Genomic DNA, 20,905 nt, shown 5'->3' with positions numbered 1-20,905 from the left:
CATGCTTCGAACACCGAGGGGCGGTGCCGTGCCCGGCACCGCCGCCGCGGACAGTGGGCTGATGAGCATCGGCACGGTGCTGAACGTGCTGCGCGACGAGTTCCCCGAAGTCACCATCTCCAAGATCCGCTTCCTGGAGTCGGAGGGGCTCGTCGAGCCGCAGCGGACCCCCTCGGGGTATCGCAAGTTCAGCGCCGAGGACGTCGAGCGCCTCGGTCACGTGCTGCGGATGCAGCGGGACCACTACCTGCCGCTCAAGGTGATCCGTGAGCATCTGGACGCCATGGAGCGCGGCGAGGCCGTGCCGCTGCCCACGCTGGGGCGGCAGCGGGACGGCGAGGCCGTCGGGGAGCAGGGGGACGTGCCGACCGCGGCCCGGATCGGCCGGGACGAGCTGCTGGCGGCCGCCGGCATCGGTGAGCAGGAGCTCGCGGAGTGGGAGTCGTACGGACTCATCATGCCGCTGGAGGGCGGGGTCTACGACGCCGAGGCGGCCACCGTGGCCTCCCTGGTCGCCGAGCTGGGGCGGTTCGGCATCGAGCCCCGGCATCTGCGGGTGATGAAGGCGGCGGCCGATCGTGAGGCCGGGCTGGTGGACCAGGTGGTCGCCCCGCTCAAGCGCCATCGCAATCCGCAGACCAGGGCTCATGCGCAGGCCCGTACGAAGGAGCTGGCCGGGCTCACGGTCAAGCTGCACGCGGCGCTGGTGCAGACCGCGCTCGGGGTGCGGCTGCCCTGAGGCCGTTCGCCCAGGGCGGATCGGCCGCCCGTTCCCGGCCCGACTACCCAAACGTCTGGAACACGGCCTAGGGTTGCTGTGTGAACGAGCTCGATGTCGTAGGTGTCCGGGTCGAGATGCCCTCCAACCAACCGATCGTGCTCCTGCGCGAAGTGGGAGGCGACCGCTACCTCCCCATCTGGATCGGGCCGGGGGAGGCGACGGCGATCGCCTTCGCCCAGCAGGGCATGGCGCCCGCCAGGCCGCTGACGCACGACCTGTTCAAGGACGTGCTGGAGGCCGTGGGCCAGGAGCTCACGGAAGTGCGCATCACGGACCTGCGTGAGGGCGTCTTCTACGCCGAGCTGGTCTTCGCCAGCGGGGTCGAGGTCAGCGCCCGTCCGTCCGATGCCATAGCGCTGGCCCTGCGCACCGGTACGCCGATCTACGGCAGTGACACGGTGCTCGACGACGCGGGCATCGCGATCCCCGACGAGCAGGAGGACGAGGTGGAGAAGTTCCGCGAGTTCCTCGACCAGATCTCGCCGGAGGACTTCGGCACCAGCAACCAGTAGGGGCGGGCACTTGCCGGCGGCGCGTGAGAGCGTCCTGCGGCTCCTTCTCAAGGCATTCGGCTAGCCTTTCCCCGCGGTGGGGTACGGGAAACCACTCCTAGGGTGATTATCACTCGGCGTGCCGAGTGTGGCGATCGTTGACGCACCCCTGGTGACTGCCTACCGTCGAGAAGGCAGGTCAAGGACGGAGGTCGGCGTGAGAAGCAGCGGCGACGGTACGGCTGGGGGTGCTCCCGGACGCGAGTTCGCGGGGAACGGTCCGTACCGGCTTCCCGGTGGCGCGGCCGATCACGTTCCGCAGCGACCGGCGGCCGTGCCGAGCAGCGGAGGGGCGACGTCCATGGCGTCCGAGCAGATCGGCTACCGCGGTCCGACGGCCTGCGCGGCCGCCGGAATCACCTACCGGCAACTGGACTACTGGGCCCGCACCGGGCTCGTCGAGCCGAGTGTGCGGCCCGCCTACGGGTCCGGGACGCAGCGGTTGTACAGCTTCCGGGACGTTGTCGTCCTGAAGATCGTGAAGCGCTTTCTCGACACGGGCGTCTCGCTGCAGAACATCCGCACCACCGTGCAGCATCTCAGGGAACGCGGTTTCCGTGACCTGGAGCGCATGACGCTGATGAGTGACGGCGCCACGGTCTACGAGTGCACCTCTCCGGACGAGGTCCACGCGCTGCTCCAGGGTGGTCAGGGCGTCTTCGGGATCGCCGTCGGCGTGGTGTGGCGGGACGTGGAGAGCGCGCTGTCGCAGCTGCACGGGGAGCGCGTCGACACCGGCGAGACGCTCGTCGGCCACAACCCGGCGGACGAACTGGCGCGCCGGCGCAACCGCGCCGTCTGAACCCCTGACGGGCGCCGCACCGGAGGGTGCGGGGTCGTTGTCAGTGGTGTGGTGCAGCATCGGAGATGTGAGAAACGCGCCCACCATCCTGCATCTCGACATGGATGCCTTCTTCGCGCAGGCGGAGCAGGCGTCCAAGCCGAGCCTGCGCGGGAAGGCCGTGATCGTGGGCGGGCTGGGGCCGCGCGGGGTGGTGGCCACCGCCTCGTACGAGGCACGGGTGTTCGGGGTGCACTCGGCGATGCCCATGGCCCAGGCGCGTCGGCTGGCGCCGAACGCCGCGTATCTCTGCCCGCGGGGCGGTTTCTACCGGGCGATCAGCGAGCAGGTGATGGCGCTGCTGCGGGCGCTGTCGCCGCTGGTGGAGCCGCTCAGCCTGGACGAGGCGTTCGTGGACCTGGAGGCCGGGGGAGCCGCCTGGGACAGCGAGTCGGCGCGGGTCGCGGGGGCGAAGCTCCGCGCGGACATACGGGCGGTCACCGGGCTCACGGGCTCGGTGGGACTGGCGGCGTCCAAGATGCTCGCGAAGATCGCTTCGGAGCAGGCCAAGCCCAACGGGATGGTCCTCATCGAGCCGGGCACCGAGCGGGCGCTTCTCGGGCCCCTGTCGGTGCGGACCCTGCCCGGGGTGGGTCCGGCGACCGGAGACCATCTGCGGCGGGCGGGGATCACCACGGTCGACGAGATCGTCGAGGCGGGCGAGGACGAGCTGGTGCGGCTGCTGGGAAAGGCCCACGGACACGGGCTGTACGCGATGGCGCTGGCGCGCGACGAGCGGCCGGTGGTGGCCGAGCGGGAGACCAAGTCGGTCTCGGTCGAGGACACCTACGACGTGGACATCCATGACCGGGTCCGGGTGGGGTTGGAGGTGCAGCGGCTGGCCGACCGGTGTGTGCGGCGGCTTCGCGGGGCCGGGCTGTCCGGGCGGACGATCGTGCTGAAGGTGCGGCGTTACGACTTCTCCACGCTGACCCGCTCCGAGACGCTGCGCGGGCCCACGGACGATCCGGCAGTGGTGCGGGAGGCGGCCGCCCGGCTGCTGGACTCCGTCGACACGACCGGTGGGGTGCGACTGCTCGGGGTGGGCGTCTCGGGTCTCGCCGACTACACACAGGAGGATCTGTTCGCGCAGGCGGCGGAGGAGCAGGCCGACGGGTCCGACGAGGAGGCGGTGGCGGACGAATCCGAGCCCGCCGAGCCGGCCCCGGCCGAGCACCACTGGCGTCCGGGGCAGGACGTGCGGCACACCGAGTTCGGGCACGGGTGGGTGCAGGGCAGCGGGCTGGGACGGGTGACCGTGCGGTTCGAGACGCCCGCGGACGTGGAGCCGGGCCGGGTGCGGACCTTCCGGGTCGACGATCCCGGGCTGGAGCCGGCGGAGCCGTTGCCGCTGGTGCAACAGAGAGCTGAGAGACCGGAGGGGAGCACTGTGGGAGAGACGGAGGCCGGGTCGGTGGGGCAGGTGGTTCCATGATCACGGACGGGGTGTCGCCGGAGCGGGAGACCGAGATACGGGACGTGGTCGGGCGGGTCGTCCGGTGGGCCGAGGGGCGGGCCGATGTCATGGGGCTGTTGCTCGTCGGGTCGTGCGCCCGGGGAGAGGCGCGGATGGACTCCGATGTGGACCTGGTGCTGCTGACGGCGGATCCGGCCCGGTACGACGACGGGTGCCCGCTGGGTCTCGGAGAGCTGGTGCGCACGCGGGCCTGGGGGCCGATGACCGAGTGGCGGTATGCCACCGGGTCGGGGCTGGAGGTGGAGCTGGGTGTCGGGACGGCCGAGTGGGCGCGGACCGAGCCCGTCGACGAGGGGACGCGCCGCGTCGTCCGGGGCGGGGCGCGCCCGCTGTACGACCCGCGGGGGGTTCTCGCGGCGCTGATCGGCAGCTGTGCCCGCTAGGACTCGTCCGTGTCGCCCGCCAGTCGGCCGAAGTCGTGGTCCGGGAGCGGGGGAGGGGCGGCCACGTCCAGGCCGTAGTGGTGGTAGAGCTGCAGTTCCTGTTCCGGGGAGAGATGGCGGCCCACACCGAAGTCGGGGGCGTCCTTGATCAGAGCCCGTTCGAAGGGGACCCGTAGGGTGCCCTCGATCAGTTCGCTGGGCTCCAGGGGGACGAAGGCGTCTCTGCTGAACAGGCCGGTCCGTATGGCCGCCCACTCCGGCACGCCGGTCGCGTCGTCGAGGTAGACCTCGTCGATCGTGCCGATCTTGACGCCATCGCGGTCGAACGCCTTGCGGCCGATCAGGTTGCGTGGATCGATATCGGTCTGCACGGTCCCTCCACTTGGTCGCAACTCATCCGTAAGCACTACAAAAGAGCACAATCAGCTCGGTGGCCACTCGAAGGCTGCGGCGTTGGCCTCGCTGGTAGGCTGGCAAGCGGCTGCTGACCCCGTGCGGGAGAGTCCTCCGGAGATCATCGGAGGCGCCGAAGGAGCAAATCCTCCCCGGAATCTCTCAGGCCCACGTACCGCACGGACGAGGTCACTCTGGAAAGCAGGGCGGATGTCGACGGCTTCCGCTCTCACCGACGGTGAAAACCGGCCGCCCCCGGGCGCCCGGTGAAGCTCTCAGGTTGAGATGACAGAGGGGGAGGCCGTCGGGGCACCCACGCCGTGGTGCCCCTCGAAGGTCGCGTCAGACCAGGAGGCCCTCCGCAATGACCGCCCACCGCACGCCGCTCGCCGAGCTCGAGCAGGGGATCCCCTTCGAGCAGCGCCACATCGGGCCCGACCAGGAGGCGCGGGCCAAGATGCTCGCCCAGGTCGGCTACGGCTCGCTGGACGAGCTGACCGCCGCCGCGGTCCCGGATGTGATCAAGAACGCCGACGCGCTCGACCTGCCGGGCGCCCGCACCGAGGCCGAGGTGCTCGCCGAGCTGCGCTCGCTCGCCGACCGCAACCAGGTCCTCGGCTCCATGATCGGCCTCGGCTACTACGGCACCTTCACCCCGCCGGTGGTCCTGCGCAACGTCATGGAGAACCCGGCCTGGTACACCGCGTACACGCCTTATCAGCCGGAGATCTCGCAGGGGCGCCTCGAAGCCCTGCTGAACTTCCAGACGATGGTCGCCGAGCTGACCGGGCTGCCCACCTCCGGTGCCTCACTGCTCGACGAGGGCACGGCCGCGGCCGAGGCCATGGCCCTGTCCCGGCGCATGGGCAAGAACAAGAAGGGCCTGTTCCTGGTCGACGCGGACGCGTTGCCGCAGACCATCGCCGTCATCGAGACCCGCGCCGAGCCGACGGGCGTCGAGGTCGTCGTCGCCGACCTCAGCGAGGGCATCCCGGCCGACATCGCCGCGCGTGAGATCAACGGCGTGCTGATCCAGTACCCGGGCGCCTCCGGTGCCGTACGCGACATCAAGCCGGTCATCGAGCAGGCGCACGCGCTGGGCGCGCTGGTCACCGTCGCCGCCGACCTGCTCGCGCTGACGCTGCTGAAGTCGCCGGGTGAGCTCGGGGCGGACATCGCGGTCGGTACGACCCAGCGGTTCGGGGTGCCGATGGGCTTCGGCGGTCCGCACGCCGGCTACATGGCCGTACAGGAGAAGTTCGCGCGCAGCCTGCCCGGGCGGCTCGTCGGTGTGTCCGTGGACGCGGACGGGAACAAGGCGTACCGGCTGGCGCTGCAGACGCGTGAGCAGCACATCCGACGCGAGAAGGCGACCAGCAACATCTGCACCGCGCAGGTGCTGCTCGCCGTGATGGCCGGGATGTACGCCGTCTACCACGGGCCCGAGGGGCTGCGGACCATCGCGCGGCGCACGCACCGGTACGCCGCGATCCTGGCCCAGGGTCTGAAGGCCGGGGGCGTCGAGGTCGTGCACGGGGACTTCTTCGACACGGTGACCGCGCGGGTGCCGGGGAAGGCCGCCGAGGTCGTCGCGGCCGCTCGGGAGAACGGGGTCAACCTGTACCCCGTCGACGCCGACCATGTCTCGGTCTCCTGCGACGAGACCACGGTCCGGGCACAGCTGGCCGGCGTGTGGGCGGCCTTCGGTGTCGAGGGTGACGTCGAGGCGCTGGACGCGGCCGCCGGGGACGCGCTTCCTGCGGGGCTGCTGCGGGACGACGAGTTCCTGACCCACCCCGTCTTCCACCAGCACCGCTCCGAGACGGCCATGCTGCGCTACCTGCGCAGGCTCGCCGACCGTGACTACGCGCTCGACCGTGGGATGATCCCGCTGGGCTCCTGCACCATGAAGCTCAACGCGACCACCGAGATGGAGCCGGTGACCTGGCCCGAGTTCGGGCAGCTGCACCCCTTCGCGCCCGCCGAGCAGGCCGAGGGCTACCTCACGCTCATCCGTGAGCTGGAGGAACGCCTCGCCGAGGTCACCGGGTACGACAAGGTGTCGCTCCAGCCCAACGCCGGGTCGCAGGGCGAGCTGGCCGGACTGCTCGCCGTACGCGGATACCACCGGGCCAACGGGGACGAGCAGCGGACCGTGTGTCTGATCCCGTCCTCCGCGCACGGCACGAACGCGGCGAGCGCGGTGATGGCCGGCATGAAGGTCGTCGTGGTGAGGACCGCCGAGGACGGCGAGATCGACGTCGAGGACCTGCGCGCGAAGATCGAGCAGTACCGTGACGAGCTGGCGGTGCTGATGATCACCTACCCGTCGACGCACGGTGTGTTCGAGGAGCACGTCGCGGACATCTGCGCGCAGGTGCACGAGGCCGGCGGGCAGGTGTACGTCGACGGTGCCAACCTGAACGCGCTGGTGGGGCTGGCCAAGCCGGGGCACTTCGGCGGGGACGTCTCCCACCTGAACCTGCACAAGACGTTCTGCATCCCGCACGGCGGTGGCGGTCCCGGCGTCGGTCCCGTCGCGGTGCGCTCGCACCTGGCGCCGTACCTGCCGAACCACCCGATGCAGCCCGCCGCCGGCCCGGAGACGGGCGTCGGGCCGATCTCCGCCGCGCCGTGGGGTTCCGCGGGCATCCTGCCGATCTCGTGGGCCTACGTGCGACTCATGGGCGGTGAGGGGCTGAAGCGGGCCACGCAGGTGGCCGTGCTGTCCGCCAACTACATCGCCAAGCGGCTGGAGCCGCACTACCCGGTGCTGTACACCGGTCCGGGCGGGCTGGTCGCGCACGAGTGCATCATCGATCTGCGGCCGCTGACCAAGGCGACCGGGGTGACGGTCGACGACGTCGCCAAGCGGCTGATCGACTACGGGTTCCACGCGCCGACGATGTCCTTCCCGGTGGCCGGGACGCTGATGATCGAGCCGACCGAGTCCGAGGACCTGGGCGAGCTGGACCGGTTCTGCGAGGCGATGATCGCGATCCGGGCGGAGATCGAGAAGGTCGGTGCGGGCGAGTGGCCGGCCGAGGACAACCCGCTGCGGAACGCGCCGCACACCGCTGCCGCGCTCGGCGGGAAGTGGGAGCACGCGTACACGCGTGAGGAGGCCGTGTTCCCGGGCGGTGTCTCCGCCTCCGACAAGTACTGGCCGCCGGTGCGGCGGATCGACCAGGCGTTCGGGGACCGGAACCTGGTGTGCTCCTGCCCGCCGTTGGACGCGTACGAGGACTGATCCCGGCGGTTGTCATCGGTGAGGGCCCCCACCCGCTCGGGTGGGGGCCCTTTGTGTCTCAGGGTGTCGCCAGGGAGACCTCGGTGGCCTTGATCAGTGCGACGACCGGGGTGCCGGCGGCGAGCGCGAGGTCGACCGCGGCGTCCTTGGTGATCACGGCGGTCAGCAGGGTGTCGCCGTCGACGGCCACCTTGACGGAGGCCATGGCGGCGCCGGTGGTGACGCCGGCGACCGTGCCCGGGAGCTGGTTGCGGATCGACAGGCCCGCGACCGGGTCGGCGGCCAGGGACACCTCCGTGGACTTCACCAGGGCGCGTACGGCGGTGCCCTCGGTCAGGCCGAGCTCCTCGGCGGCCTCCACGGTGACCGCGGCGGTGAGATGGCGGCCGCCGGACAGGAGGATGCCCACGGTGGCCATGACGCCGCCGGGGGTGACGGAGGTGACCGTTCCGGGGAGCTGGTTGCGGATGCTCAGGGTCATGGGCAGCCACGGTAGTCGTATGGGCGGTTCAGGCGGGGTATGCGTGGGTCTGCGTCGCCTTGACCGTTGCCCAGACGGGCGTGCCCGGGTGCAGGTCGAGTTCGGCGGCCGCGACGCTGGTGAGGTCGGCGGCGAGAGGGAGGTCGCCTGTGAGGTCGGCGCGGATCTGGGCGCCATGGGTTTCCAGGCCGGCGACCTCGCAGCGCCACAGGTTGCGGGCGCTGGAGGCTGTCGGGGGCTCGCGGTGGAGGGTTACCGCGGAGGGGGGGAACGCGACGAACGCCGGGCCGGTGAGGTGTTCCATGGTGGTGAGGGTGGGGCCCTCGTCGAGGGTGACGGTGTGGCCGTCCGCGTGGCCTCGGTAGAGGTTCAGGCCGACGAGTTGGGCGATGTAGTCGGTGCGGGGGTGGCGGGCGATGTCGGAGGGGATGCCCTGCTGGACCACACAGCCGTCCTCTATGACGACCAGGCGGTCGGCCAGGACCATGGCGTCCAGGGGGTCGTGGGTCACCAGGACCGCGACTGCTTCGAAGGCGGCGAGGTGGCGGCGGAGTTGGGCGCGTACGTCGAGACGGGTGCGCGCGTCCAGGGCGGCCAGCGGCTCGTCGAGGAGGAGCAGGCGGGGGTTGGTGGCGAGGGCTCGGGCCAGGGCTACGCGTTGGGCCTGGCCGCCGGAGAGGTGGCGGGGTTTGGTGGCGGCGTGGGCGGTGAGGTCCATGCGGTGCAGCCAGGTGGTGGCCTGGGTGCGTGCGCTTTGCCTGGTCGCGCCTTTGCAGCGGGGGCCGAAGGCGATGTTGTCCAGGGCGGTGAGGTGGGGGAAGAGGAGGTAGTCCTGGAAGACGACGCCTATGGGGCGGGATTCGGGCGGGGTGTGCTGGAGAGGCTGGTCGTCGAGGTGGAGGTGGCCGGCTGTCAGGGGGGTGAGGCCGGCCAGGGCGCGTAGGGCTGTGGTCTTGCCGGCGCCGTTCGGGCCCAGGAGGGCGAGGACCTCGCCGGGGGCGGCCTGGAGGGTGATGTCCAGGTGGAACGGGGCTCGGGTGACGATGAGGTGGGCGTCGAGGGTCATGGGGTCCTGCGGGAGGTTGTGGGCGGGTATCCGGCCTTCGGCCGGATTTGGCGTTCCCATCCGCAACCACCCGTGCGGGAAGCGTTGTTGGGTGCGGGTGGCCCTGTGTGGGCTGGGCGCCGTCGGCGGCTGGCCGGTGGCTTCAGTGGTGGCTCGTTGTCTTGGGCGGCTGGTTTCGGTGGCGCTGGTGGCTTTTTTGGGGGTGGGGTGTTCGGGTGTTACGGGGTTCTCAGCCAGCGGTCTTTCAGGGCGGCCAGGACTGTGATCGAGACCGCCAGGAGGACCAGGCTGAGGGCGATGGCGGCTTCGGGGTCGTTCTGGAGGGCCAGATAGACCGCCAGGGGCATGGTCTGGGTGCGGCCGGGGAAATTGCCGGCGAAGGTGATGGTGGCGCCGAACTCGCCGAGAGCGCGGGCCCAGGCGAGGACCGCGCCCGCGGCGATGCCGGGGGCGACCAGGGGGAGGGTGACGCGGCGGAAGGCGGTGAAGCGGGAGGCGCCGAGGGTGGTGGCGGCCTCCTCGTAGCGAGGGTCGGCGGCGCGCAGCGTGCCCTCGACGCTGATGACGAGGAACGGCATCGCGACGAACGCCTCGGCGATCACGACGCCGGTGGTGGTGAACGGCAGGGTCATGCCGAACCAGGAGTCCAGCCACTGACCGACCACGCCGTTGCGGCCCAGGGCGAGGAGCAGCGCCACACCGCCCACCACCGGGGGCAGGACCAGGGGAAGGGTGACCAGCGCGCGGACCAGGCCCCGGCCGGGGAAGGCCGTACGGGCCAGCAGCCAGGCCAGTGGGACGCCGAGGACCAGGCTCACCGCGGTGGCCGCGGTGGCGCAGACAAGGGACAGCCGCAGGGCTTCCCACACCTCCGTGCTGGTCAGCTGCTCGGGGAGGCTGCGCCAGGGCGCGCGGACCAGCAGGGCGACGAGGGGGAGGAGGAGGAATGCCAGGCCCAGCAGGGCGGGGAGGAGGAGGGGGAGGGGGACGCCGGTGCGGGGCCGTGTGCGGCGCGGGCCGCCCCTCAGGGTTTCGGTCGGCTTCGCGGGTGCGGTCATGGTGTGCGGAACCCTGCCTCGGTCAGAGCCCGCCGGCCCTCGGGGGAGCGGACCAGGGCGATGAACGCCTTGGCCGCCTCGGCGTTGGGGGCGTTCTTCAGCTGGGTGATCGGGTAGTCGTTGACGGCGTCGGCCGCCTCCGGGAAGTCCACCCCCGCCACCTTGTCGCCCGCCGCTCGCACATCCGTGCGGTAGACGATCGCGGCGTCGGCCTCTTTGAGGGTCACCTTCGTCAGGGCGCTCTTGACGTCCTGCTCGTAGGAGACCGGGGTCAGCTTCAGGCCGGCGGCGTCCAGGGCCTGCCGGGCGGCGGTCCCGCACGGCACCGTCGTGTCGCAGAGGACGACCTTCATGCCTGACGTGGTGAGGTCCTTCAGCGAGGTGATGCCGTCCGGGTTGCCCGGCAGTGTCGCGATCTCCAGCTGGTTGCGGGCGAAGGTGACCGGCTCGGTGGCGTTGTCCCCGGCGTCGGTGACGACCTTCATGGTCCTGGTGCTGGCGGCGGCGAAGACGTCGGCGGGGGCGCCTGCGGTGATCCCGGCGGCGAGGGAGTCGCTGCCGCCGAAGTTGAAGACGACCCTGCTGCCCGGGTGCTGCCGCTCGAACTGGGTGCCCAGCGCCTCGAAGCCCTCCTTGAGGGAGGCGGCCGCGAAGACGGTCACCGTGCCCGAGACCTTCCCGGAGCCGGAACCCCCGGACGCAGGCTCCGCGGAGCCGGCATCGGAACAGGCGGTCAGGGCGAGCAGCGCGGCGGCTCCGGCGCCGGCCACCCGCAGCCGTCGGCGGGTGCGGCGGCGCGGGGAACGGGTCATCACGGTGAACTCCTCGGTGGCGCGATCCGGCGAACGGCCCAGCGTGATGATAGTGCCGCATGTGCGAGGCGTAAGTCATCTGGCGCATCGCATGAGCGGGCTGTTCCGGCCTTGGAGGTCCGCAAGTGCGGATCGGCTGCCGATGGATGTCAGGTGCGGTCGATATGTACGTTCGTCGACTTCACCCGGGCCGTCGCCTCCATGCCGACCTCCAGGCCCAGCTCCTCGACGGCCTCGCGGGTCAGCAGGGAGACCAGGCGGTGCGGGCCGGCCTGGATCTCCACCTGGGCGGCGATGTCACCGAGCTTGATGGCGGTCACGATCCCCGGGAAGGCGTTGCGGACCGAGGTGTACGGGGTGTCCTCCTCGGCGCTGCCCGTCTGGGCGAGCTCCACGGAGAACGCGGCGAGGTCCTTGCCGTCGATGAGTCGCCGGCCGGCCTCGTCGCGGTGGGTGGCCACCCGGCCGGCGTCCGCCCAGCGGCGCGCGGTGTCGGGGCTCACGCCGAGGAGCCGGGCCGCCTGCCCGATCGTGTAGGACTGCATGCCGGTCACGATAGCCCCGTCAGGGATCCGTCAAAGGCGTGCGCGGCGCCGTCAGAGAGCCGTCAACGACGGTCGGAATCCGTCGTCCGGGGAGTTTCCTCGAACCGTCCTTGTTCGAAGAACCTCACTTCAGGAGCTCGCGATGGCCGATGTGGCCTTCGTCGTCGCCACGGTCGCGGTGTTCGCGCTGGTGGCTCTCGTCGCCAAGGGGGTGACGAAGCTGTGACCGCCGAGCACGTTGTCGCACTGGTCGTGGCCGTCGCCCTGCTGGGTTACCTCGTCCTTGCCCTTGTCTTCCCGGAGAGGTTCTGAGCGGCTGCCATGAGTTCGGTCTCTGCCGATGTGCTGGTGGTGATCGCGCTGGTCGGCGCGCTCGCCCTGGTGCACCGTCCCTTCGGTGACTACATGGCCGCCGTGTTCCGTTCCGAGAGGCATCTGCGGGTGGAGAGGTGGATCTACCGCTTCGTGGGTGTCGACCCGGACGCGGAGATGCGCTGGCCCGCCTATCTGCGCGGGGTGCTGGCCTTCTCGGCGGTGGGTGTGCTGTTCCTGTACCTGCTCCAGCGGGTGCAGGACAGGTTGCCGCTGTCGCTCGGGTTCAAGCCGATCACCCCCGATCAGGTGTTCAACACGGCCGCCTCCTTCGTGTCCAACACGAACTGGCAGTCCTACTCGGGTGAGACGGCGATGAGCCATGTCACCCAGACCATGGGCCTGGCCGTGCAGAACTTCGTGTCCGCCGCCGTCGGCATCGCCGTGGCGGTGGCCCTCGTGCGCGGCTTCGCGCGGTCCCGCACCGGAAACCTGGGCAACTTCTGGGCGGACCTGGTGCGCGGCACCGTCCGCATCCTGATCCCGGTCTCCGTGGTCGCGGCCGTCGTGCTGATCGCGGCCGGCGCCATCCAGAACTTCGGTGACATCCACACCATCACCACGCTGACCGGCGAAAAGCAGGCCATCAGCCCCGGCGCGGTGGCCTCGCAGGAGGCCATCAAGGACCTGGGCACCAACGGCGGCGGCTTCTTCAACGCCAACTCCTCGCACCCGTTCGAGAACCCCAACGGCTTCACGAACTGGCTGGAGATCTTCCTGCTGCTGGTGATCCCGTTCTCGCTGCCGCGCACCTTCGGCACCATGGTCGGCTCGGTCAGGCAGGGCTACGCCATCGTCGCCGCGATGGGCGTCATCTGGCTCCTCGGCGTCGTCGCCGTGACCCTTACCGAGTACGCCCACCCCGGCACCGCCTCCCAGCTGGCGGGCGGCGCGATGGAAGGCAAGGAACAGCGCTTCGGCGAGGGCAACTCCTCGCTGTTCGCGGTCTCCACCACCATGACCTCCACCGGCTCCGTCGACTCCTTCCACGACTCCTACAGCGGCCTGTCCGGCGGTGTGCTGCTGCTGGGCATGATGCTCGGCGAGACAGCGCCCGGCGGTGTCGGCTCCGGGCTGTACGGGATGCTGGTCATGGCGATCATCGCGGTGTTCCTCGCCGGGCTGATGGTCGGGCGGACGCCCGAGTACCTGGGCAAGAAGATCGGCTCGCGTGAGATCAAGCCGGCCGCCTGCTACATCCTCGTCACCCCCGCCCTCGTGCTGATCGGCACCGCGCTGGCCATGGCGCTCGGCAAGGGCCAGTCGTCGATGACGAACGTCGGGGCGCACGGCTTCTCCGAGGTGCTGTACGCCTACACCTCCGCCTCCAACAACAACGGCAGCGCGTTCGCGGGGTTCGCCGCCGACACTCCGTACCACAACACGATGCTGGGCCTGTGCATGCTGCTGGGCCGGTTCCTGCCGATGGTGTTCGTGCTGGCGCTGGCGGGCTCGCTGGCCGGGCAGCAGCCCGTGCCGGCCACCGCGGGCACCCTGCGCACCGAGAAGCCGCTGTTCACCGGCCTGCTGGTCGGGGCGATCCTGATCATCACCGGCCTGACGTTCTTCCCGGCCCTGGCGCTGGGGCCGCTGGCGGAGGGGTTGGCGTGATGACGACGAACGCCCAGAGGACCGACGTAGAGAAGCGGGACTCCATGGCCACTCCCACTCTCGCGCCGCACCGGGACGCGCCGACGGGGCACCGGGCCGCCCCCGAGGGCCGGGTCGGTGCGGGGCTGTTCGATCCCGCGCAGCTCGTGAAGTCGCTGCCGGACGCGTTCCGCAAGCTGGACCCGCGGGTGATGGTCAAGTCGCCCGTGATGTTCGTGGTGCTCGTCGGCTCCGTCCTCACGACGGTCTTCTCCTTCAAGGACCCGGGTGACTGGTTCGGCTGGACCATCAGCGCCTGGCTGTGGCTGACCGTGATCTTCGCGAACCTGGCGGAGGCGGTCGCCGAGGGCCGGGGCAAGGCGCAGGCCGACACGCTGCGCCGGGCCAGGACCGACACGGTGGCGCGCAAGGTCGACGGCACGGTGGTCGCCGGCACCGAGCTGAGGATCGGTGACCTGGTGGTCTGCGAGGCAGGGGACGTCATCCCCGGTGACGGTGATGTCGTCGAGGGTGTCGCGTCGGTGGACGAGTCGGCGATCACCGGTGAGTCGGCCCCGGTCATCCGTGAGTCCGGTGGCGACCGGAGCGCGGTCACGGGCGGCACGAAGGTGCTCTCCGACCGGATCGTCGTGAGGATCACGACGAGGCCGGGCGAGACCTTCATCGACCGGATGATCGGCCTGGTGGAGGGCGCGGCCCGGCAGAGGACACCGAACGATGTCGCGCTGAACATCCTGCTCGCCTCGCTGACGATCGTCTTCCTGCTCGCGGTGGCGACCCTGCCGCCGTTCGCCGCCTACGCCGGGTCCGACCTCGGCATGGTGGTGCTGGTGGCCCTGTTGGTCTGTCTGATCCCGACCACGATCGGCGCGCTGCTGTCCGCGATCGGCATCGCGGGCATGGACCGACTGGTGCAGCGCAATGTGCTGGCCATGTCCGGCCGGGCGGTAGAGGCCGCCGGTGACGTCTCCACTCTGCTGCTGGACAAGACCGGCACCATCACCTTCGGCAACCGGCAGGCCGCCGAGTTCGTGCCGGTGCGCGGGACGACGCAGGCGGAGGTCGCCGACGCGGCCCAGCTGTCGTCGCTGGCCGACGAGACTCCGGAGGGCCGCTCCGTCGTCGTACTCGCGAAGGAGAAGTACGGGCTGCGGGAGCGGCACCAGGGGGAGTTGGCGCGCGCGGAGTGGATCGAGTTCACCGCGCAGACCCGGATGTCGGGCGTGGACGTGGACGGGCGCAGGGTCCGCAAGGGGGCCGCCGCCTCCGTGACGGCCTGGGTGCGGCAGCAGGGTGGTGAGGTCGCCCCGGACGCCCAGGAGGTGACCGACCGCATCTCCGCGGCCGGCGGCACCCCGCTGCTCGTCGCGGTCCACGACGACAGGGGCGCCCGCGTCCTCGGTGTCGTCCACCTCAAGGACGTCGTCAAGGACGGCATGCGCGAGCGGTTCGAGGAGCTGCGCCGCATGGGCATCAGGACCGTCATGATCACCGGCGACAACCCGCTGACGGCCAGGGCGATCGCCGAGGAGGCGGGCGTCGACGACTTCCTCGCCGAGGCCACGCCCGAGGACAAGATGGCGCTGATCAAGCGGGAGCAGGCGGGCGGGAAGCTGGTGGCGATGACCGGCGACGGCACCAACGACGCCCCGGCCCTCGCCCAGGCGGACGTGGGCGTGGCGATGAACACGGGCACGTCGGCCGCGAAGGAGGCCGGCAACATGGTCGACCTCGACTCCGACCCGACCAAGCTGATCGAGATCGTCGAGATCGGCAAGCAACTGCTGATCACCCGGGGCGCGCTGACGACGTTCTCCGTCGCCAACGACGTCGCGAAGTACTTCGCGATCATCCCGGCGCTGTTCGCGGCCGTGTATCCGGGCCTGGACAAGCTCAACATCATGGGCCTGTCCACCCCGGACTCCGCGATCCTGTCCGCGGTGGTGTTCAACGCGCTGGTCATCGTCGCGCTCGTACCACTGGCGCTGAAAGGCGTGCGGTACCGGCCGGTCGGCGCCGACCGGATGCTCCGGCGCAACCTCGGGATCTACGGCCTCGGCGGTCTGGTCGCCCCGTTCATCGGCATCAAGATCATCGACATGATCGTCTCTCTGATCCCCGGGATCGGGTGAAGGACATGAACATCTCTTCTGCGAACTCCGGCCGCCTGGCGTGGGCCGCCCTGCGCATGCTGCTCGTCCTCACCGTGGTGACCGGGATCCTGTACCCGCTCGCCGTGACCGGCATCGGTCAGGCGGTCTTCCACGACAAGGCCAACGGGTCGATCGTGAAGGTCGACGGCAAGGAGGTCGGCTCCCAGCTGATCGGGCAGAGCTGGAACGTCCCGGGCACGGACCGGCCCGACCCGAAGTGGTTCCAGGGCCGGCCGTCCCACAGCGGCTACGACCCCCTGTCCACCGGGTCCAGCCAGCTGGGCGCCAGTGACCCGACGCTCGTGAAGGACGTCGAGGCGGCCAGGAAGCAGGTCGCCGCCTTCAACGGCGTGCCGGAGGCCCAGGTGCCCGCCGACGCGGTCACCGGCTCGGCCTCCGCGATCGACCCGGACATCTCCCCGGCCTTCGCGGACATCCAGGTCAGGCGGGTCGCCGAGGCCAACGGCCTGACCGTCGCGCAGGTGCGCAAGCTGGTCGACGAGCACATCACCGGCCGCACCCTGGGCTTCCTGGGCGAGCCCCGCGTCAACGTCCTGGAGCTGAACATCGCGCTCCGGGCACTCACCGACCGCAGCTGAGGAGGGGACGCGCCGATGACCTGGGTGCTGATGGTGGAGGACGATGTCATCACTGTCGGCGCGCCCGGCCAGGTGGCCGTCCTGGGCGCGGGAAACTGGAGGTCGTAAGGTTCGCTGTCCGGATCGAATGTTTCGTCCTTCCTGGTCCGCCGCCGACTCTCTGTCGGCGGCGGATTCGCTGTGTTCAAGGGGTTGCCACCCTCCGGACGCTGTCTCTAGGGTGCGGCAGCAGCGAAGCTTTCTGGATCAGCAGCGAAACTTTCGATCACAAGGAGCGCATGATGGGCGACCCGGCACTGTCCCGCCGCGGCTTCCTGGCGGCCTCCGCCGCGGCCGGTGTGAGCATGACGGCACTGAGCGCCTGCGGCGGCGACTCGGACGGAGGGTCGTCCTCGGGGACGACCACCATCGAGTGGTGGAACATCTCCACCACCCAGCCGGCCAAGGACGTCTGGGCCGCGCTCGCCAAGAAGTTCGAGGACGAGAACCCCAACGTCAAGGTCAAGATCGTTCAGCTGGAGAACGAGGCGTACAAGTCGAAGATGACCGCGCTGACCGCCTCCGGGAAGCTGCCCGACATCTTCCACACCTGGGGCGGCGGCGTGCTCAGGCAGCAGGTCGACGCCGGGCTCGTCGAGGACCTCAGCGAACGCACCAAGCCCTGGGCCGACGGCCTGCTGCCGGTCGCCAAGGAGCCGTACCTGATCGACGACAAGGTGTACGGCATACCCTTCGACATCGGCATGATCGGGTTCTGGTACAACAAGGCCCTCTTCGCGAAGGCCGGCATCAGCGCCCCGCCCACCACCTGGAGCGCCTTCCTCGACGCCGTCCGCAAGCTGAAGTCCGCCGGGGTCACCCCGCTCGCCCTCGCCGGCAAGGAGAAGTGGCCCGGCATGTACTACTGGGCCTACCTGTCGATGCGCACCGCCGGCGCCGCGGCCCTGCAGAAGGCCAACGACGACAAGGACTTCACCGGCGACGACTTCGTCCAGGCCGGACAGCACCTCCAGGAGCTGGTCGACCTCCAGCCCTTCCAGAAGGGCTTCCTCGGCGCCGCCTACTCCACCCCCACCGGCCAGGCCGCCGCCGTCGGCAACGGCAAGGCCGCCATGGAACTCATGGGCCAGTGGGCCCCGGTCGTGCAGGCCGACGCGGGCAAGGGGCTCGGGAACGACCTCGGCTTCTTCCCGTTCCCGGCGGTCGAGGGCGGCAAGGGCTCCCTCACCGAGGTGTTCGGCGGAGGCGGCGGGCACGCCCTGCGCAAGGACGCCCCGCAGGCCGCCGTCGACTTCCTGGAGTTCTTCGCCTCCGCCGCCACCGACACCCAACTGGTCAAGGAGACCGGCGTGCTGCCGGTCGTCCCCGCCGCCGAGGGTGCCCTCACCGACCCCAACCTCACCGCCGTACAAGCCCAGTTGAAGGCGGCCACCGGCTTCCAGCTCTACCTCGACCAGGCATACGCGCCCGCCCTCGGCCAGGAGGTCAACGACAGCGTCGCCGCCCTCATCGCCAGCTCCAAGTCCCCGAAGCAGGTCGCCGAGTCGATCACCAAGGTCGCGAAGGAAGAGCAGTAGCAGGCGATGACCTCGACCTACCTCCCGGACAAGCGGAGCGGCCCCGGTGCCGCGCCCCCGCCCCCGGCCGCCGGCGCCGCCCCGGGCCGCGCCCGGCGGCGTGCCCGGCACTGGCTCACCGCCGTCGGCTTCCAGGTGCCCGCCCTGGTGCTGTTCGGCACGCTGGTGCTGCTGCCGATGCTGTTCGCGCTGTACGCCTCCTTCTTCCGCTGGGGCGGCTTCGGCATGCCCGAGGACTACGTCGGCGGCGACAACTTCACCCGGCTCTTCCAGGACCCGGTCTTCCTCGGCGACCTGTGGCGCTGCCTGGTCCTGGTCGGCCTCTCGCTCGCCCTCCAGCTGCCGTTCGCGCTGGCGCTGGCCGTCGCGCTCAACCAGAGGATCCGCGGGCGGGCCGTCTACCGGATGCTGTTCTTCGCGCCGTACATCCTCTCCGAGGCGATCACCGGCGTGTTGTTCGGCATGATCTTCGCGCCCGACGACGGACTCGCCGACCATGTCCTCGGCGCGGTCGGCCTGGACGGCCTGGGCGGGCAGTGGTTCGCCGATCCGTCCACCGTCATGGCCACCCTCTTCCTGGTCATGACCTGGAAGTACTTCGGCTTCCACATGATGCTCTACCTGGCCGGACTCCAGTCCATCCCGGCCGAGTTGACCGAGGCGGCCCTGATCGACGGGGCCGGCCCCTGGCAGCGCTTCCGCCATGTCACCCTGCCGCTGCTGGCGCCCACCCTGCGCATCAGCGTCTTCCTCTCCGTCATCGGCGCGATCCAGCTCTTCGACCTGGTCTGGGTCACCACCGCGGGCGGCCCCGACCACCACTCCGAGACGATGGCCGTGACCATGTTCCAGTACGGATTCAAGCGCTACCAGGTCGGCTACGCCAGTGCGATCAGCGTCGCCATGTTCGCCATCTGCCTCGTCTTCGCCCTCGCCTACCAGCGGTTCGTGCTCCGCCGTGACCTGGAGGGGGCCACCACGACCCTGAGAGGAGGCGGCTCGTGAGCGCCCGCAAGAGCGGCCGTACCCTTCCACTGCACATCGTCCTGGTCGCCGTGGGCGCGGTGATGGCGGTGCCCCTGGTCTACGCGGTCCTGTCCGGCTTCAAGTCCACCGACGAGCTGTCCCGCAACCCCGTCGGCCTGCCCGAGTCCTGGGTGACGTCCAACTACGCGGACATCCTGGGCTCCGGCTCCTTCTGGCAGCTGCTCGGCAGCAGCACACTCATCGCGATCGGTACGACGGTCCTGGTGGTCGCGGCCTCCGCGCTCGCCGCGTTCTCCTTCGCCCGGTTCGCCTTCCGCGGCCGCGAGGTGCTGTTCACCCTGTTCACGATGGGGCTGATGTTCCCCTTCGCGGTGGCCGCCCTGCCGCTCTTCCTGCTGCTGCGCTCCCTCGGCCTGCTGGACAACCCGCTCGGGGTGATCCTCCCGCAGGCCGCCTTCGGGCTGCCGATGACGATCGTCATCCTGCGCGCCTTCTTCCGGGAGATCCCGGCCGAGCTGGAGGAGGCGGCCACCCTCGACGGCTGCGGCCCGCTCGGCTTCTTCTGGCGGATCCTGCTGCCGATGGCCCGCCCCGCCCTCGGCACGGTCTCCGTGCTGGCCGTGGTCGGCAGCTGGAACAACTTCTTCCTGCCGCTGCTGGTGTTCACCGAGTCCACCTGGTGGACGATCCCCATCGGCGTCCAGCAGTTCCAGGGCCAGTACTCGGCGGAGTACGCCCGGGTCTTCGCCTACCTCGTCCTCGCCATGGTCCCCGCCCTGGCCTTCTACTCCGTCGCCGAGCGCCAGCTCGTCGGCGGCCTCACCGCCGGCGCCACCAAGGGATGACCCGCGCCCGCGGACGTACGTACGGCTCGCCCACACACCCCAGACCGTGAGGAGTCGCACCATGCCCAGCACCTCCCGCACCCGGCTCGGAATCGCCGGAGTCCTCGCCGCCGTCCTCGTCGCCACCGGGGTCGCCGCCGGACCGGCCGCCCAGGCCCACGACAAGAAGCCGCCCACCCTCGCCGACCTCGCCCAGCGGCACGGCCGCTACTTCGGCAGCGCCACGGACAACCCCGAACTCACCGACACCGCCTATACGAAGCTCCTCGGCAGCGAGTTCGACATGATCACCCCCGGCAACGGCATGAAGTGGTACGCCACCGAGCCGCAGCAGGGCGTCTTCGACTGGACCGCCGGGGACGAGATCGTGAACCTCGCCCGCGCCAACCACCAGAAGGTGCGCGGCCACACCCTCGTCTGGCACAGCCAGCTGCCCGACTGGCTCACCAGCAGGGAGTGGACCGCCGACGAGCTGCGGGCCGTGCTGAAGAAGCACATCCAGGCCGAGGTACGCCACTACCGCGGCAAGGTCTACGCCTGGGACGTCGTCAACGAGGCGTTCAACGAGGACGGCACCTACCGGGAGACGATCTTCTACAAGACGCTCGGCCCCGGCTACATCGCCGACGCGCTGCGCTGGGCCCACCAGGCCGACCCGAAGGCCAAGCTGTACCTCAACGACTACAACGTCGAGGCGATCGGCCCGAAGAGCGACGCCTACTACAACCTGGCCAAGCAGCTGAAGGCCCAGGGCGTCCCGCTGCACGGCTTCGGCCTGCAGGCCCATCTCGCCCTCCAGTACGGCTATCCGACCTCCCTGGAGGACAACCTCCGCCGCTTCGCCCGGCTCGGCCTGGACACCGCTCTCACCGAGGTCGACGTACGGATGATCCTGCCGGCGACCGAGGAGAAGCTCGCCCAACAGGCCGACTGGTACCGGGAGATGACCGAGGCGTGTCTCGCGGTGCGGCGGTGTGTGGGCATCACCATCTGGGACTACACGGACAAGTACTCGTGGATCCCGGCGTTCTTCGACGGGGAGGGTGCCGCCCTGCCGTGGGACGAGGAGCTGCGGCCCAAGCCGGCCTACTACGCGATCCGTGACGCGCTGAAGTAGTGCCGT

20 protein-coding genes and 1 riboswitch are annotated in these 20,905 nt (G+C 70.5%); of the genes, 14 read left to right on the top strand and 6 right to left on the bottom strand.

Annotated elements, in window-relative coordinates; all coding sequences use genetic code 11:
* The first annotated feature begins 1 nt into the window (after position 1).
* The 5 genes from ACH5AC_RS28480 (at position 2) to ACH5AC_RS28460 (ending at position 4,033) form a co-directional block, all read left to right on the top strand.
* Entirely contained in the window at positions 2-739 is a 738-nt protein-coding gene (locus tag ACH5AC_RS28480; protein WP_398865039.1) for a MerR family transcriptional regulator, read from the top strand.
* An 80-nt stretch (positions 740-819) separates the two neighbouring features.
* Positions 820-1,293: a bifunctional nuclease family protein gene (locus ACH5AC_RS28475; protein WP_004934251.1), complete on the top strand. Its 474-nt coding sequence runs from the start codon at positions 820-822 to the stop codon at positions 1,291-1,293.
* A 196-nt stretch (positions 1,294-1,489) separates the two neighbouring features.
* On the top strand, positions 1,490-2,134 hold the full coding sequence (locus tag ACH5AC_RS28470) for a MerR family transcriptional regulator (RefSeq protein WP_398865038.1): 645 nt from the start codon (positions 1,490-1,492) through the stop codon (positions 2,132-2,134).
* Positions 2,135-2,201: 67 nt separating this feature from the next.
* The gene (locus ACH5AC_RS28465; protein WP_398865037.1) at positions 2,202-3,608 is read left to right on the top strand and encodes a DNA polymerase IV; all 1,407 of its coding nucleotides are present in this window, start codon (positions 2,202-2,204) and stop codon (positions 3,606-3,608) included.
* Complete coding sequence (locus ACH5AC_RS28460; RefSeq protein ID WP_398865036.1) at positions 3,605-4,033, top strand: nucleotidyltransferase domain-containing protein; 429 nt, start codon at positions 3,605-3,607, stop codon at positions 4,031-4,033. Before ACH5AC_RS28465 ends, ACH5AC_RS28460 begins: the two co-directional genes overlap by 4 nt.
* On the opposite strand, the gene ACH5AC_RS28455 is transcribed toward ACH5AC_RS28460, so the two are convergent.
* A complete protein-coding gene (locus ACH5AC_RS28455) occupies positions 4,030-4,404 on the bottom strand; it encodes a PRC-barrel domain-containing protein (RefSeq protein WP_398865035.1) in 375 nt (124 codons plus the stop codon). The two genes, ACH5AC_RS28460 and ACH5AC_RS28455, sit on opposite strands and share 4 nt — an antisense overlap.
* 114 nt (positions 4,405-4,518) lie before the next feature.
* Positions 4,519-4,614, top strand: a riboswitch (glycine riboswitch).
* A 176-nt stretch (positions 4,615-4,790) separates the two neighbouring features.
* On the opposite strand from ACH5AC_RS28455, the gene gcvP reads away from it, so the two are divergent.
* Positions 4,791-7,676, top strand: coding sequence for an aminomethyl-transferring glycine dehydrogenase (gene gcvP / locus ACH5AC_RS28450; protein WP_398865034.1), 2,886 nt, complete (start codon positions 4,791-4,793; stop codon positions 7,674-7,676).
* A gap of 58 nt (positions 7,677-7,734) precedes the next feature.
* Here the strand turns inward: gcvP and ACH5AC_RS28445 are convergent, their stop codons facing one another.
* The 5 genes from ACH5AC_RS28445 to ACH5AC_RS28425 all read right to left on the bottom strand — a co-directional run bounded on the left by ACH5AC_RS28445 (position 7,735) and on the right by ACH5AC_RS28425 (position 11,638).
* Positions 7,735-8,157, bottom strand: a complete 423-nt coding sequence (locus tag ACH5AC_RS28445; protein WP_398865033.1) for a molybdopterin-binding protein — start codon at positions 8,155-8,157, stop codon at positions 7,735-7,737.
* 28 nt (positions 8,158-8,185) lie between these two features.
* The gene (locus ACH5AC_RS28440; RefSeq protein WP_398865055.1) at positions 8,186-9,223 is read right to left on the bottom strand and encodes an ABC transporter ATP-binding protein; all 1,038 of its coding nucleotides are present in this window, start codon (positions 9,221-9,223) and stop codon (positions 8,186-8,188) included.
* Between the two features lie 218 nt (positions 9,224-9,441).
* A complete protein-coding gene (modB, locus tag ACH5AC_RS28435; RefSeq protein ID WP_398865032.1) occupies positions 9,442-10,281 on the bottom strand; it encodes a molybdate ABC transporter permease subunit in 840 nt (279 codons plus the stop codon).
* On the bottom strand, positions 10,278-11,093 hold the full coding sequence (modA, locus tag ACH5AC_RS28430) for a molybdate ABC transporter substrate-binding protein (protein ID WP_398865031.1): 816 nt from the start codon (positions 11,091-11,093) through the stop codon (positions 10,278-10,280). The genes modB and modA overlap by 4 nt, the downstream gene beginning before the upstream one ends.
* 149 nt (positions 11,094-11,242) lie before the next feature.
* Complete coding sequence (locus tag ACH5AC_RS28425; protein WP_398865030.1) at positions 11,243-11,638, bottom strand: molybdopterin-binding protein; 396 nt, start codon at positions 11,636-11,638, stop codon at positions 11,243-11,245.
* A gap of 222 nt (positions 11,639-11,860) precedes the next feature.
* On the opposite strand from ACH5AC_RS28425, the gene kdpF reads away from it, so the two are divergent.
* From kdpF to ACH5AC_RS28385, 8 genes are all read left to right on the top strand, one after another.
* Complete coding sequence (gene kdpF / locus ACH5AC_RS28420) at positions 11,861-11,950, top strand: K(+)-transporting ATPase subunit F (RefSeq protein WP_398865029.1); 90 nt, start codon at positions 11,861-11,863, stop codon at positions 11,948-11,950.
* Between the two features lie 9 nt (positions 11,951-11,959).
* The gene (kdpA, locus tag ACH5AC_RS28415) at positions 11,960-13,621 is read left to right on the top strand and encodes a potassium-transporting ATPase subunit KdpA (protein WP_398865028.1); all 1,662 of its coding nucleotides are present in this window, start codon (positions 11,960-11,962) and stop codon (positions 13,619-13,621) included.
* Positions 13,621-15,753: a potassium-transporting ATPase subunit KdpB gene (gene kdpB / locus ACH5AC_RS28410; protein WP_398865027.1), complete on the top strand. Its 2,133-nt coding sequence runs from the start codon at positions 13,621-13,623 to the stop codon at positions 15,751-15,753. Before kdpA ends, kdpB begins: the two co-directional genes overlap by 1 nt.
* Positions 15,754-15,758: 5 nt before the next feature.
* Positions 15,759-16,373 carry a potassium-transporting ATPase subunit KdpC gene (kdpC, locus tag ACH5AC_RS28405; protein ID WP_398865026.1) on the top strand — a complete coding sequence of 205 codons (615 nt, stop codon included), beginning with the start codon at positions 15,759-15,761 and terminating at the stop codon, positions 16,371-16,373.
* Positions 16,374-16,654: 281 nt separating this feature from the next.
* Positions 16,655-17,950 carry an extracellular solute-binding protein gene (locus ACH5AC_RS28400; protein ID WP_398865025.1) on the top strand — a complete coding sequence of 432 codons (1,296 nt, stop codon included), beginning with the start codon at positions 16,655-16,657 and terminating at the stop codon, positions 17,948-17,950.
* A 6-nt stretch (positions 17,951-17,956) separates the two neighbouring features.
* Positions 17,957-18,955 carry a carbohydrate ABC transporter permease gene (locus tag ACH5AC_RS28395; RefSeq protein ID WP_398865024.1) on the top strand — a complete coding sequence of 333 codons (999 nt, stop codon included), beginning with the start codon at positions 17,957-17,959 and terminating at the stop codon, positions 18,953-18,955.
* Positions 18,956-19,017: 62 nt separating this feature from the next.
* Entirely contained in the window at positions 19,018-19,782 is a 765-nt protein-coding gene (locus tag ACH5AC_RS28390) for a carbohydrate ABC transporter permease (RefSeq protein ID WP_398865054.1), read from the top strand.
* A 61-nt stretch (positions 19,783-19,843) separates the two neighbouring features.
* Positions 19,844-20,899 carry an endo-1,4-beta-xylanase gene (locus tag ACH5AC_RS28385; RefSeq protein WP_398865023.1) on the top strand — a complete coding sequence of 352 codons (1,056 nt, stop codon included), beginning with the start codon at positions 19,844-19,846 and terminating at the stop codon, positions 20,897-20,899.
* The last annotated feature ends 6 nt before the right edge of the window (positions 20,900-20,905 follow it).

The organism is Streptomyces sp. NPDC018693 (genome assembly GCF_044391385.1).
Classification (GTDB): domain Bacteria; phylum Actinomycetota; class Actinomycetes; order Streptomycetales; family Streptomycetaceae; genus Streptomyces.
This window is presented reverse-complemented; position numbering and strand designations above follow the sequence as displayed.